This window comes from Luteimonas kalidii (genome assembly GCF_029887935.1).
Classification (GTDB): domain Bacteria; phylum Pseudomonadota; class Gammaproteobacteria; order Xanthomonadales; family Xanthomonadaceae; genus Luteimonas; species Luteimonas kalidii.
Window position 1 is genome coordinate 52,256 of sequence record NZ_JARXRO010000015.1, and the last position, 13,764, is coordinate 66,019.

Consider the following 13,764-nt stretch of genomic DNA (forward strand, 5'->3'; position numbering starts at 1 on the left):
TTTTTGACCTGTCGCGCGCCTGGCGCGTCGAGCAACGGCCGCGGCGACGCGGCAAGTAGCCGAGAGAACAACGAGTGCTGGCCGAATACCTGCCGACCCTGCTGTTCCTGATCGTGGCCACCGGTATCGGCATCGCGTTGCTGATCATCGGCAACCTGCTCGGTCCCAAGCGGCCGTCCCCGGAAAAGCTGTCGCCCTACGAGTGCGGGTTCGCGGCGTTCGAGGACGCGCGCATGCAGTTCGACGTGCGCTATTACCTCATCGCGATCCAGTTCATCATCTTCGACCTGGAGATCATCTTCATCGTGCCGTGGGCGACGGTGTTCCGCGAGCTGGGTCCGCTGGGCCTGGTGGAGATGGGCATCTTCGTCGGCATGCTGCTGCTCGGGTTCGTCTACGTCTGGAAGAAGGGAGCGCTGGAATGGGAGTGATCCAGGCGGTCCGCGGCCTGGCGGATGCGGCCAGCAATCCGCTGCCGGAAGGCCGGCTCGACGACATCCTGCGCCCGGAGGGTGAGAACCCGCTGCTGGAGCGCGGCTTCGTCACCACCAGTTCCGACGTGCTGCTCAACTGGGCGCGCACCGGTTCGATGTGGCCGATGACCTTCGGCCTGGCCTGCTGCGCGGTGGAGATGATGCACGCCGGCGCGGCGCGCCTGGACCTGGACCGCTACGGCGTGGTGTTCCGCCCGTCGCCGCGCCAGTCCGACGTGATGATCGTGGCCGGCACCCTGGTCAACAAGATGGCGCCTGCGCTGCGCAAGGTCTACGACCAGATGCCCAGCCCGAAGTGGGTGATCTCGATGGGCAGCTGCGCCAACGGCGGCGGCTACTACCACTATTCCTACGCCGTTGTGCGCGGCTGCGACCGCATCGTGCCGGTCGACGTGTACGTGCCCGGCTGCCCGCCGACGGCCGAGGCGCTGGTGTACGGCATCCTGCAGCTGCAGAAGAAGATCCGCCGCGCCACCAACTTCGGCGACGACAAGACGGGGCTGCGCGAATGAGCGAGCCGCTGTCCACCTTCGTCGAGCGCCTGCGCGCGCGCTTCCCCGACGCCACCGTGACCATGGCCGTGCCGCGCGGCGAAGTTGGACTCGTGACCGCCGGCGACTGGCTCGAGACCTGCACCGTGCTGCGCGACGAGTTCGGCTTCGAGTCGCTGGTCGACCTGTGCGGCATCGACTACCTCGGCTACGGCAGCGACGAGTGGGACACCGACACCTCGTCGGAAGGCTTCAGCCGTGGCGTGGAAGGACGCGGGCCCGGGCGCTTCGGCTTCGGCCAGGCCACCACCCAGCAGCTCGACGAGCCCGACGGGGTGGGCGCTATCCCGGTGCCGCAGCGGCGCTTCGCCGCCGTGGCGCAGCTGCTGTCGGTCCAGCACAACCGCCGCGTCCGGGTGACCTGCTTCTCGCCCAGCGACGACCTGCCGGTGGTGTCGTCGCTGACTGGCCTGTGGCCGGTCGCCAACTGGTTCGAGCGCGAGGCCTTCGACCTGTACGGCATCATCTTCCAGGGCCATCCCGACCTGCGCCGGATCCTGACCGACTACGGTTTCATCGGACATCCCTTCCGCAAGGATTTCCCGCTGATCGGCAACGTCGAGGTCCGCTACGACGCGGAACGCAAGCGCGTGGTGTACGAGCCGGTGACCTCGGTCGAGCCGCGCGTGAACGTGCCGCGCGTGATCCGCGACGACGCGCGCTACGCCACTGCGGTCGGCGAGCAGATGGCGCGCCGCACCGGAGACGCGAAATGAGCGCCGTTCCCCATGCGCCCGTGCCCCAGGCCAGCGAAGGCTTCGCCAGCAGCGCCGCCGAGGGCCGCCAGGAGATCCGCAACTACACCCTGAACTTCGGCCCCCAGCATCCGGCTGCGCACGGCGTGCTGCGCCTGATCCTGGAGATGGACGGCGAAGTGGTGCAGCGTGCCGATCCGCACATCGGTCTGCTCCACCGCGGCACCGAGAAGCTGGCCGAGTCCAAGCCGTTCAACCAGTCGATCGGCTACATGGATCGCCTGGACTACGTGTCGATGATGTGCAACGAGCACGCCTACGTGCTCGCGATCGAGACCCTGATGGGGATCGAGGCGCCGGAGCGCGCGCAGTACATCCGCACGCTGTTCGACGAGGTCACGCGGATCCTCAACCACCTAATGTGGATCGGGTCCAATGCGCTCGACCTGGGTGCGATGGCGGTGTTCCTGTACGCGTTCCGCGAGCGCGAGGAACTGATGGACGTCTACGAGGCGGTGTCGGGCGCGCGCATGCACGCGACCTACTACCGTCCCGGCGGCGTCTACCGCGACCTGCCCGACCGCATGCCGCAGTACCGCGAGTCGCCGTGGCGCAAGGGCGCCAAGCTCAAGCGCTTCAACGAATGGCGCGAGGGTTCGCTGCTCGACTACATCGAGGCGTTCGCGAAGGATTTCCCCGCGCGCGTGGACGAGTACGAGACCCTGCTCACCGACAACCGCATCTGGAAGCAGCGCACGGTCGGCATCGGCGTGATCCCGCCGGAACAGGCGCTCGCGTGGGGCATGACGGGGCCGATGCTGCGCGGGTCCGGCGTCGCGTGGGATCTGCGCAAGAAGCAGCCGTACGCGAAGTACGACGTGGTCGACTTCGACATCCCGGTCGGCGTCAACGGCGACTGCTACGACCGCTACCTGGTGCGCGTGGCCGAGATGCGCCAGTCCGTCCGCATCATCGAGCAGTGCGTGGCCTGGCTGAAGGCCAACCCCGGCCCGGTGATGATCGACAACTACAAGGTCGCGCCTCCCTCCCGCGAGGAGATGAAGGACGACATGGAAGCGCTGATCCACCACTTCAAGCTGTTCTCGGAAGGCTATTGCGTGCCGGCCGGCGAGACCTACTGCGCGGTCGAGGCCCCGAAGGGCGAGTTCGGCTGCTACCTCGTCAGCGACGGCGCCAACAAGCCCTTCCGCGTGCACCTGCGCGCGCCGGGGTTCGCGCACCTGTCGTCGATGGACGAGATCGTGCGGGGCCACATGCTGGCCGACGTGGTGGCGATGATCGGCACCTACGACATCGTGTTCGGCGAGATCGACAGGTAAGGCAGGCGATGAGAGCGACCGGCAATTTCGAGAATGCGCGCAACGTCGACCCGATGGTCGTGCTGAGCGATGCCACGCGTGCGCACATCGACCATTGGCTGACCAAGTTTCCGCCCGACCGGAAGCGGTCGGCGGTGCTGCAGGGGCTGCACGCGGCGCAGGAGCAGAACGGCGGCTGGCTGAGCGACGAACTGATCGCCGGCGTGGCCAAGTACCTCGACCTGCCGCCGGTATGGGCGTACGAGGTGGCGACGTTCTATTCGATGTTCGAGACCGAGCAGGTCGGGCGCCACAACGTGGCCTTCTGCACCAACATCAGCTGCTGGCTCAACGGGGCCGAGCAACTGGTCGGGCACGCCGAGAAGAAGCTCGGCTGCCGGCTGGGCGAGTCGACCGCAGACGGGCGCGTGTACCTCAAGCGCGAGGAAGAATGCGTGGCCGCCTGCTGCGGCGCGCCGGTGGTCGTGATCAACGGGCATTACCACGAGAAGCTCACGCCAGAGCGCGTGGACGAGTTGCTGGACGGGCTGAAGTGATGGCGGGTCATTCGCACTATTCGGAAGGCTACGGCCCCGTCGGTCCCGCGCCGAAGGAGCATCAGGCCGTCTATACCACGCTGCATTTCGACAAGCCGTGGTCGTACGAGAACTATCTCAAGACCGGCGGCTATTCGGCGCTGCGCCGGATCCTGAGCGAGAAGATCCCGCCGGCCGACATCATCGAGATGGTCAAGCAGTCCGGCCTGCGCGGCCGCGGCGGCGCGGGCTTCCCGACCGGCCTGAAGTGGAGCTTCATGCCCAAGGGCGAGATGCAGAAGTACATCCTCTGCAACTCCGACGAATCCGAACCGGGTACGGCGAAGGACCGCGACATCCTGCGCTACAACCCGCATTCGGTGATCGAGGGCATGGCGATCGCCTGCTACGCCACCGGCGCCAGCGTGGGCTACAACTACCTGCGCGGCGAGTTCCACCACGAGCCGTTCGAGCACCTAGAGGAGGCCACCCGCGAGGCCTATGCCAACGGCTGGCTGGGCAAGGACATCCTCGGCTCGGGCATCGACATCGACCTGTACAACGCACTCGGCGCCGGCGCCTACATCTGCGGCGAGGAAACCGCGCTGATGGAGTCGCTGGAGGGCAAGAAGGGCCAGCCGAGGTTCAAGCCGCCGTTCCCGGCCAACTTCGGCCTGTACGGCAAGCCGACCACGATCAACAACACGGAAACGTTCGCCTCGGTGCCCGCGATCGTACGCAACGGCTCCGAATGGTTCCTGGGCCTGGGCAAGCCGAACAACGGCGGCTGCAAGATCTTCTCGGTCTCCGGCCACGTGACCCGCCCGGGCAATTACGAACTTCGCCTGGGCACGCCGTTCTCGGAGTTGCTGGACATCGCCGGCGGCCTGCGCCCGGGGCGCAGGCTCAAGGGCGTGATTCCCGGCGGTTCGTCGATGCCGGTGCTGCCCGCGGACACGATCATGGGTCTGACCATGGACTACGACGCGCTGCAGAAGGCCGGTTCCGGCCTCGGCTCGGCCGCCGTCGTGGTGATGGACGACAGCACCTGCATGGTCCGCGCCTGCCAGCGCGTGGCGCGCTTCTACTTCAAGGAAAGCTGCGGCCAGTGCACGCCGTGCCGCGAGGGTACCGGCTGGATGTACCGCATGCTGACCCGGATCGCGAACATGGAGGCCACGCTCGACGACCTGCACATGCTGCGCGCGGCGGCGGGCCAGATCGAGGGACACACCATCTGCGCGTTCGGCGAGGCCGCCGCGTGGCCCGTGCAGGGCTTCCTGCGCCATTTCTGGCATGAGTTCGAATACGCCATCGTGAACAGGCGCTTCTACGTCGACGACGAACGGGCCGGCACCCTGGTCCAGGCCGAGCAGGTGGCCGCGTGAGCGCACAGCCGGTCAACCCGAACCTGCCGCCCGACCACGTCACCGTCTTCATCGACGGCGTGGAGCTGGCCGCGCCCAAGGGCTCCATGATCATCCATGCCGCCGACAAGGCCGGCATCCCGATCCCGCGTTTCTGCTACCACGACAAGCTCTCGATCGCGGCCAACTGCCGCATGTGCCTGGTCGACACCGAGGTCGGCGGCAGGTCCGCGCCGAAGCCGTCGCCGGCCTGCGCCACGCCGGTGATGGACGGGCTGAAGGTGTTCACGCGCAACGAGAAGGCGCTCAAGGCGCAGCGCAACGTGATGGAGTTCCTGCTGATCAACCATCCGCTCGACTGCCCGATCTGCGACCAGGGCGGCGAGTGCGAGCTGCAGGACCTCTCGCTCGGTTACGGGCGTTCGGTCAGCCGCTTCGTCGAGCGCAAGCGGGTGATCGCCGACGAGGACATGGGGCCGCTGGTCGCCACCGAGATGACCCGCTGCATCCAGTGCACGCGTTGCGTGCGCTTCACCGCGGAAGTCGCCGGCACCTACGAGCTGGGCGGCATGCAGCGCGGCGAGAACCTGCAGATCGGCACCTACGACGGCAAGCCGCTGACCACCGAGCTGTCGGGCAACGTCATCGACGTGTGCCCGGTCGGCGCGCTGACCAACAAGGTGTTCCGCTTCCGCGCACGGCCGTGGGAACTGATCGCGAGGGAGTCCCTGGGCTTCCACGATGCGCTGGGCAGCAATCTGTTCCTGCATTTGCGCCGCGGCGACGTGATGCGCGCGGTGCCGCGCGACAACGAGGCGGTCAACGAGTGCTGGCTGTCGGACCGCGACCGCTATTCGCACCAGGGCCTGTACGCCGACGACCGCGCGTTCCGGCCCCTGCTGCGCGTGGCGTCCAACGGCGACGACGGCGACTGGCGCGAGGCGACGTGGGAGGAGGCGCTGGCGAAGGCCGCGCAGATCCTGCGCGACAATGCCGCCGACAATCTGGGCGTACTGGTGCATCCGGCGACCTCGAACGAGGAGGGTGCGCTGCTCGCGCGCCTGGCCGAGGGCCTGGGCACCGGCAACCTCGACCATCGCATCGGCCAGCGCGACCTGTCCGATGGTGCGGTCGCCGAGGCGTTCGCGATGCCCGTGGCCGAGATCGAGCAGGCCGACACGATCGTGATCGTCGGCAGCAACCTGCGCCACGAAATTCCGCTGCTGCACCAGCGCGTGCGCAAGGCCTTCCTGCGGGGCGCGAAGGTGCACGTGGTGGGCCCGGTCGATTTCGAGTTCACGTTCGACATCGCGTCCAGGGCGCTGGTCGCGCCCTCGGGGATCGCGGACGCGCTCGGGGCCGGCGAGCTGGCGGAGGCCGTAGGCGGCACTGGCCGCATCGTGGTCATCGTCGGCGCGGTGGCCGAGAACGGGCCGCACGCCGCCGGGATCCGCCGCGCGGCAGCCGACTTCGCGGCCGCGCACGGTGCGTCGCTGTGCCGCATCCCGCAGGGTGCGAACGCGCTGGGACTGGCGCGCCACGGCGTGCTGCCGGCTGCGCGCGACGCCGCCACGATGCTGGCCGACCCGCGCAGCGCGTACGTCCTGTACGGAATCGAGCCCGGGCTCGACTTTGCCGACCAGGCGGCGGCGGGCGGGGCGCTCGGCGCCGCCCAGGTCGTGGCCTTCAGTCATTTCGCCTGCCAGTCCACCCGGCGCGTGGCCGACGTGATCCTGCCGATCGCCACCCTGTTCGAGAACGATGCCACCCTGACCAACCTCGACGGTCGCGACCAGCGCGCGTTCGCCGCCGGCAAGCTGCCGGGCGATGCGCGCCAGGGCTGGAAGGTGCTGCGCGCGCTCGCGGCCGAGCTCGGTCTGCCGGGCTTCGAGTTCACCGATCTGGGCGGCCTGCGCGCCGGCCTGGTGGCGCGGACGCCGTCGGTGCCGCGTGCCGGTGCCGCGCCCGCGACCGACGGAGGCGAGGGGCTGGAGCTGGCCGTGTCGCAGGCGATCTACCGGGCGGATGGCCTGGTGCGCCGCGCCCAGGCGCTGCAGGCGCATCCGCTCACCGTCGGTCCGCGCGTCACGCTGCATCCGGACGACGCACGCGCGGCCGGCCTTGCGACCGGCGCGATGGCGAAGGTCACCAATGGCGCCGGCACGGCGACGCTGCAGGTCCATCTCAGCCAGTCCGTCGCCGCGGGCTGCGTGTGGGTCGAATCCGGTTACGGCGCGACCGCCGCACTCGGCGCCGGTCGGGTCCGGGTGGAGGCCGCATGAGCGCGACCAATACCGCCACCCTGCTGTCGGGCTGGACGGCACCGCTGCACGACTGGCTGCTGTCGCTGGGCGCGATTGGCGTGATCGTCTGGATCGTGCTGAAGGTGCTGCTGATCGCGGTGCCGGTGATCCTCGCGGTCGCGTTCTACGTGGTCTGGGAGCGCAAGCTGATCGGCTGGATGCACGTGCGCCACGGGCCGATGTACGTCGGCTGGGGCGTGCTGCAGGCCTTTGCCGACGTGTTCAAGCTGCTGTTCAAGGAAGTCATCCAGCCGACCAAGGCGCAGAAGGCGCTGTACATCCTGGCGCCGCTGATCACCCTGGCGCCCGCGTTCGCGGCCTGGGCGGTGGTGCCGTTCGACGCGCAGCTGGTCCTGTCCGACGCCAACGCCGGCCTGCTGTACCTGCTGGCGATGACGTCGCTGGGCGTGTACGGCATCATCCTGGCCGGCTGGGCCTCGAACTCCAAGTACGCGTTCCTGGGTGCGATGCGCTCGGCCGCGCAGGTGGTCAGTTACGAGATCGCGATGGGCTTCGCCCTGGTCGGCGTGATGGTCGGCGCGGGCAGCCTGAACCTGTCGAAGATCGTGATGGCGCAGTCCGGCAACGCGGGCCTGCTGGAATGGTTCTGGCTGCCGATGCTGCCGCTGTTCGTCATCTACTTCATCTCCGGCGTGGCCGAGACCAACCGCGCGCCGTTCGACGTGGTGGAGGGCGAGTCCGAGATCGTGGCCGGTCACATGGTCGAGTATTCGGGCTCGGCGTTCGCGCTGTTCTTCCTGGCCGAATACGCGAACATGATCCTGGTCAGCTTCCTGACCCCGATCTTCTTCCTCGGTGGCTGGCTTTCGCCGATCCCGGCGGCCTGGATCCCCGACATTCCCGTGCTGGGCGTGATCCTGGGTGACGGCTGGTGGTGGCTGTTCGCGAAGGTGTTCTTCTTCGCCAGCTGCTTCATCTGGTTCCGCGCCTCGTTCCCGCGCTACCGCTACGACCAGATCATGCGGCTGGGATGGAAGGTCTTCATCCCGCTGAGCATCGGCTGGATCGTGGTGGTGGCATTGATGGCGTATTTCGGCGTGTTCGAGGCGGGGCAGTGATGGGCAAGTTCGTGTCATGGGTGCGGAGCCTGCTGCTGCTGGAACTGATCGGCGGCCTGGGGCTGACGCTCAAGTACCTGTTCCGTCCGAAGTACACGCTGATGTACCCGATGGAGAAGACCCCGCAGTCGCCGCGTTTCCGTGGCCTACATGCGCTGCGCCGGTATCCCAACGGCGAGGAGCGCTGCATCGCCTGCAAGCTGTGCGAGGCGGTGTGCCCGGCGCTGGCGATCACCATCGATTCCGAGCCGCGCGAGGACGGCACCCGCCGCACCACGCGCTACGACATCGACCTGTTCAAGTGCATCTACTGCGGCTTCTGCGAGGAATCCTGCCCGGTGGACTCGATCGTGGAGACCCACGTGCACGAATACCACTTCGAACACCGCGGCGAGAACATCCTCACCAAGCCGAAGCTGCTGGCGATCGGCGACCGGCTCGAGGCCGAGATCGCCGAGCGCCGCGCCGCCGACGCCGCCTTCCGATAAGCGACCGACCATGGATTTCGCACTGCTCGCCTTCCTCGCCTTCGCCGCCGTGGCCGTCGCCTCGGCCGGCGCGGTGATCAGCGTCCGCAACCCGGTGCACGCCGCGCTGTTCCTGGTGCTGACCTTCTTCACCGTGGCCTGCACCTGGATCCTGGCCGGTGCCGAGTTCCTGGGCGTGGCGCTGATCCTGGTGTACGTCGGTGCGGTGATGGTGCTGTTCCTGTTCGTGGTGATGATGCTCGACATCGACGTGGTGCCGCTGCGCGAGGGCTACGTGCGCTACCTGCCGGTGGGCCTGCTGGTGGCGGTGGTGATGCTGATCGAGATGCTGACCCTGATCGGGGTGAAGGCGCGCACGGTGCCGTTCGGCGCGGATCCGGTGGAGGCGGCGGGCGGCAACAACGTGAGCTGGATCGCACGGCGGCTGTTTACCGATTTCCTGCTGCCGTTCGAGGTCGCCGCACTGATCCTGACCGTGGCGGTGATCGCGGCGGTCACGCTGACGCTGCGGCGCCGGCCCGGCACCAAGCACCAGAACCCGGGCGAACAGGCGCGGGTGCGCGCGGGCGACCGCGTGCGCATCGTGAGCATGGCGGCCGAGAAGCGCGTCGACGCCGCGAGCGAAGAGGGGGGGGCGCAGTGATGGAATTCCTCGGCCAGGGCCTGGCGCTGGGCCATTACCTCGCCCTCGGCGCCGCGCTGTTCTGCATCAGCGTCGCCGGCATCTTCCTCAACCGCAAGAACGTCATCATCCTGCTGATGTCGATCGAGCTGATGCTGCTGGCGGTCAACGTCAACTTCATCGCCTTCTCTCGCCATTTCGGCGACGAGGCGGGACAGATCTTCGTGTTCTTCATTCTGACGGTGGCCGCGGCCGAGGCCGCGATCGGCCTGGCCATCCTGGTCACGCTGTTCCGCAACCGCAGCACGATCAACGTCGCCGAAATCGATTCGCTGAAGGGGTGAGCCGCAGCGCTTGCGCGCCACTGGCGCGCGCTGCGGCGAACGCCCGGCCATGGATGGCCGGGCCGGGTCTCTCCGGAGCCCGAGTGGTACCGCCATGGATGGCGGCAGGAAAAAAATCAAGCGCCACGTACGCGCCACTGGCGCGCGCATCGGCGAACGCCCGGCCATGGATGGCCGGGCCGGGTCTCTCCGGAGCCCGCGTGGTACCGCCATGGATGGCGTGACAACCGGGATTCAACGCACGGCAGCGGGCGCAGGCCCGCGCCGGCACAACGTCGCCGCAGGGCGGCAGTGAAGGGCGGCCGCATGGCGCCGGCAATGGACGAGACATGGCGATTTCGACAACCCACCTGCTGATCATCGTGCTGGCCCCGCTGCTGGGCGCGATCGTGGCCGGCTTCCTCGGCCGCCAGGTCGGGCGCGCGGGCGCGCACTCGGCCACCATCCTCGGGGTGGCGGTCAGCTGCGCGTTCTCCGGCTACGTGCTGTACCAGCTGGTGTCGCAGGGGGCGGCGCCGTACAACCAGAACCTCTACACCTTCTTCGAGGTGGGCAACTACGCGGCCCATGTCGGCTTCATGGTCGACACGCTGACCGCGATGATGATGGTCGTGGTGACGTTCGTCTCGCTGCTGGTCCACGTCTACACCATCGGCTACATGGCCGAGGACGACGGTTACCAGCGTTTCTTCAGCTACATCAGCCTGTTCACGTTCTCGATGCTGATGCTGGTGATGTCGAACAACTTCCTGCAGCTGTTCTTCGGCTGGGAAGCGGTCGGCCTGGTGTCGTACCTGCTGATCGGGTTCTGGTTCAAGCGGCCGAGCGCGGTGTTCGCCAACCTCAAGGCGTTCCTGGTCAACCGGGTCGGCGACTTCGGCTTCCTGCTCGGGATCGCGGCGGTGCTGTGGTACTTCGGCACGCTCGACTACGCCACCGTGTTCGCCAATGCGGGCGACGTGCTCGACGGGCGCACCGTTGAGGTGCTGGCCGGGCACGAGTGGTCGGTGGCGACCATGATCTGCATCTGCCTGTTCATCGGCGCCATGGGCAAGTCGGCCCAGGTGCCCCTGCACGTGTGGCTGCCGGATTCGATGGAAGGCCCGACCCCGATCTCGGCGCTGATCCATGCCGCGACGATGGTCACCGCGGGCATCTTCATGGTCGCGCGCATGTCGCCGATCTTCGAGATGAGCGTGACGGCGCTCAACTTCGTGCTGTTCATCGGCGCCACCACCGCCTTCTTCACCGGCCTGATCGGCATGGTGCAGAACGACATCAAGCGCGTGGTCGCGTATTCGACCCTGTCGCAGCTGGGCTACATGACGGTGGCGCTGGGCGTGTCGGCCTACTCGGCCGCCGTCTACCACCTGATGACGCACGCCTTCTTCAAGGCGCTGCTGTTCCTGGCGGCCGGCAGCGTGATCATCGGCATGCACCACGAGCAGGACATGCGCAAGATGGGCGGTCTGCGCAAGTACATGCCGATCACGTTCTGGACCAGCGTCATCGGCACCCTGGCGCTGATCGGGACGCCGTTCTTCAGCGGCTTCTATTCCAAGGACTCGATCATCGAGGCCGCCAAGCTCGGCGCCGAGCGCGCCGGCTGGATCGGCACCTATGCCTACTGGGCGGTACTGCTGGGCGCGTTCGTGACCTCGTTCTACAGCTTCCGCCTGCTGTACATGACCTACTTCGGGCCGGAACGCTTCCGCGATGCCGTGCCGTCTCATGCGCACGCCACGCACGACGAACACGGCCAGGAAACGCACCACGAGCCCCTGCACGACGACGGCCACGGCCACGACGCGCACGATTCGCACCATGGCGTGCACGAGCCGCATGAATCGCCGTGGGTGGTGACGCTGCCGCTGGTCCTGCTGGCGATTCCGTCGATCGCCGTGGGCTTCTTCACCGCCGGGCCGATGCTGTTCGGCACCGACTGGAGCGGACACCACGAGGGCACGCCGTTCTTCGCCGGCGCGATCGAGGTGCTGACGGGCCAGGACGTGATGGCGCGGCTGAAGGAAGAGCTCTGGCACGGGCCTGTAGCGATGGGCCTGCATGCCTTCGTGACGCCGGTGTTCTGGCTGGTGGTCGCGGGCTTCCTGCTGGCGACGCTGATGTACCTCTGGAAGCCCGGGCTGCCGGCCAGGGTGGCGAACGTGCTGCGACTGCCGATCCGCATCCTGGAGAACAAGTACGGCATGGACGACCTGTGGATCAAGGGCTTCGCCGGCGGCGGCCTGATGCTCGGGCGCGGCTCGCGCGAGGTCGATGGCAGGCTGATCGACGGGCTGTTCGTCAACGGCGCCGCGCGACTGGTCGGATTCACCGCCGGTCTGGTGCGCCGCATGCAGACCGGATACCTCTACCACTACGCGTTCGCGATGATCCTCGGCCTGATCGTGCTGTTGGCCGTGCTGATCCGCCATTGGACCTGACCCCGTGCAGAACTGGCCCCTCCTCAGTCTCCTGATCTGGCTGCCGATCCTCGGCGGCGTGCTGGTACTCGCGCTGGGCGAGTCGCGCGCGCGTGTCGCCCGCTGGGTATCGCTGGCGCTCGCGCTGGCGGTGTTCCTGCTCAGCCTGCCGCTGTTCGCCAGCTTCGACTATGCCGCCGTCGGCATGCAGTTCGTCGAACGGCGCGCCTGGATCTCGGCCTACGACATCCAGTACCACCTCGGCGTGGACGGAATTTCGGTCGCGCTGATCGTGCTGACCACGCTGACCACCGCGCTGGTGCTGGTGGGCGCGTGGACGGCGATCGACCGGCGGGTGAACCAGTACTACGCGGCGATGCTGATCCTCGAGGGCCTGATGGTCGGCGTGTTCTCGGCCGTGGACGCGCTGCTGTTCTACGTGTTCTTCGAGGGCATGCTGATCCCGATGTTCATCATCATCGGCGTCTGGGGCGGTCCGCGGCGCGTCTACGCGTCGATCAAGTTCTTCCTCTACACCTTCCTCGGCTCGGTGTTCATGCTGGTGGGCCTGGTGTACCTGTACCTGAAGGCGGGCAGCTGGCAGTTGCCGGACCTGTACGCCCTGCCGCTGAACGCTACCGAGCAGATGTGGCTGTTCTTCGCCTTCCTGGCGGCGTTCGCCGTCAAGGTCCCGATGTTCCCGGTACACACCTGGCTGCCGGATGCGCACGTCGAGGCGCCGACCGGCGGTTCGGTGATCCTGGCCGCGATCATGCTGAAGATCGGTGGCTACGGCTTCCTGCGTTTCAGCCTGCCGATCACGCCCGATGCCGGCCACGAATGGGCCTGGCTGGTGATCGCCCTGTCGCTGATCGCAGTGGTCTACGTGGGCCTGGTGGCGCTGGTCCAGGAGGACATGAAGAAGCTGATCGCCTACTCGTCGGTCTCGCACATGGGGTTCGTGACCCTGGGCACCTTCATCGCCTTCGCGCTGGTGCGCGACGTGCCGGGCGGCGACGACGCGGCACGGCTGGGCCTGCAGGGCGCGATGGTGCAGATGATCTCGCACGGCTTCATCTCCGGCGCGATGTTCTCCTGCGTCGGCGTGCTGTACGACCGCATGCACACGCGCATGATCAAGGACTACGGCGGCGTGGCCAACGTCATGCCGTGGTTCACCTTCTTCATCGTGCTGTTCGCGATGGCGAACGCCGGCCTGCCCGGCACGTCGGGTTTCGTCGGCGAGTTCATGGTGATCCTGGCCAGCTTCCAGCACCACCCGCTGATCGCATTCACCGCGGCAATGACCCTGATCATCGGCGCGGCCTACACCCTGTGGATGGTGCGCCGGGTGATGTTCGGCGAGGTGGCCAATGCCCATGTCGCTGAGCTGAAGGACATCAACGGACGCGAATGGCTGGTGCTCGGCGTGTTCGCCGCCGGCACGCTGCTGATCGGCATCTGGCCGCGTCCGCTGACGGACCTGATGGAACCGGCGATCGCCCAGCTGGCCAGCCAGCTCGCCGCGAGCAAGCTTTGAGGA

At 67.6% G+C, this 13,764-nt stretch carries 13 protein-coding genes; all 13 read left to right on the forward strand.

Annotated elements, in window-relative coordinates:
* Nucleotides 1-74 precede the first annotated feature (74 nt).
* The 13 genes from QFW81_RS09065 (at nt 75) to QFW81_RS09125 (ending at nt 13,761) form a co-directional block, all read left to right on the forward strand.
* Entirely contained in the window at nt 75-431 is a 357-nt protein-coding gene (locus QFW81_RS09065; RefSeq protein WP_280578417.1) for an NADH-quinone oxidoreductase subunit A, read from the forward strand.
* Nucleotides 422-1,006 carry a NuoB/complex I 20 kDa subunit family protein gene (locus QFW81_RS09070; protein ID WP_280578418.1) on the forward strand — a complete coding sequence of 195 codons (585 nt, stop codon included), beginning with the start codon at nt 422-424 and terminating at the stop codon, nt 1,004-1,006. Before QFW81_RS09065 ends, QFW81_RS09070 begins: the two co-directional genes overlap by 10 nt.
* A complete protein-coding gene (locus QFW81_RS09075; RefSeq protein ID WP_280578419.1) occupies nt 1,003-1,761 on the forward strand; it encodes an NADH-quinone oxidoreductase subunit C in 759 nt (252 codons plus the stop codon). The genes QFW81_RS09070 and QFW81_RS09075 overlap by 4 nt, the downstream gene beginning before the upstream one ends.
* Nucleotides 1,758-3,080, forward strand: coding sequence for an NADH-quinone oxidoreductase subunit D (locus tag QFW81_RS09080; protein WP_280578420.1), 1,323 nt, complete (start codon nt 1,758-1,760; stop codon nt 3,078-3,080). The genes QFW81_RS09075 and QFW81_RS09080 overlap by 4 nt, the downstream gene beginning before the upstream one ends.
* 8 nt (nt 3,081-3,088) lie before the next feature.
* Nucleotides 3,089-3,616 carry an NADH-quinone oxidoreductase subunit NuoE gene (nuoE, locus tag QFW81_RS09085; protein ID WP_280578421.1) on the forward strand — a complete coding sequence of 176 codons (528 nt, stop codon included), beginning with the start codon at nt 3,089-3,091 and terminating at the stop codon, nt 3,614-3,616.
* Nucleotides 3,616-4,983: an NADH-quinone oxidoreductase subunit NuoF gene (gene nuoF / locus QFW81_RS09090; protein ID WP_280578422.1), complete on the forward strand. Its 1,368-nt coding sequence runs from the start codon at nt 3,616-3,618 to the stop codon at nt 4,981-4,983. The genes nuoE and nuoF overlap by 1 nt, the downstream gene beginning before the upstream one ends.
* Nucleotides 4,980-7,244, forward strand: a complete 2,265-nt coding sequence (nuoG, locus tag QFW81_RS09095; protein ID WP_280578423.1) for an NADH-quinone oxidoreductase subunit NuoG — start codon at nt 4,980-4,982, stop codon at nt 7,242-7,244. The genes nuoF and nuoG overlap by 4 nt, the downstream gene beginning before the upstream one ends.
* The gene (gene nuoH, locus QFW81_RS09100) at nt 7,241-8,344 is read left to right on the forward strand and encodes an NADH-quinone oxidoreductase subunit NuoH (protein ID WP_280578425.1); all 1,104 of its coding nucleotides are present in this window, start codon (nt 7,241-7,243) and stop codon (nt 8,342-8,344) included. The genes nuoG and nuoH overlap by 4 nt, the downstream gene beginning before the upstream one ends.
* Nucleotides 8,344-8,832, forward strand: coding sequence for an NADH-quinone oxidoreductase subunit NuoI (gene nuoI / locus QFW81_RS09105; protein WP_280578426.1), 489 nt, complete (start codon nt 8,344-8,346; stop codon nt 8,830-8,832). The genes nuoH and nuoI overlap by 1 nt, the downstream gene beginning before the upstream one ends.
* Before the next feature lie 10 nt (nt 8,833-8,842).
* Nucleotides 8,843-9,475, forward strand: a complete 633-nt coding sequence (locus tag QFW81_RS09110; RefSeq protein ID WP_280578427.1) for an NADH-quinone oxidoreductase subunit J — start codon at nt 8,843-8,845, stop codon at nt 9,473-9,475.
* Nucleotides 9,475-9,798 carry an NADH-quinone oxidoreductase subunit NuoK gene (gene nuoK, locus QFW81_RS09115; RefSeq protein ID WP_280578428.1) on the forward strand — a complete coding sequence of 108 codons (324 nt, stop codon included), beginning with the start codon at nt 9,475-9,477 and terminating at the stop codon, nt 9,796-9,798. Before QFW81_RS09110 ends, nuoK begins: the two co-directional genes overlap by 1 nt.
* A gap of 329 nt (nt 9,799-10,127) precedes the next feature.
* Nucleotides 10,128-12,242 (forward strand): NADH-quinone oxidoreductase subunit L, encoded by a 2,115-nt coding sequence (gene nuoL / locus QFW81_RS09120; RefSeq protein ID WP_280578430.1) that lies wholly within the window; start codon nt 10,128-10,130, stop codon nt 12,240-12,242.
* A 4-nt stretch (nt 12,243-12,246) separates the two neighbouring features.
* Complete coding sequence (locus tag QFW81_RS09125) at nt 12,247-13,761, forward strand: NADH-quinone oxidoreductase subunit M (RefSeq protein WP_280578431.1); 1,515 nt, start codon at nt 12,247-12,249, stop codon at nt 13,759-13,761.
* Nucleotides 13,762-13,764: the final 3 nt, after the last annotated feature.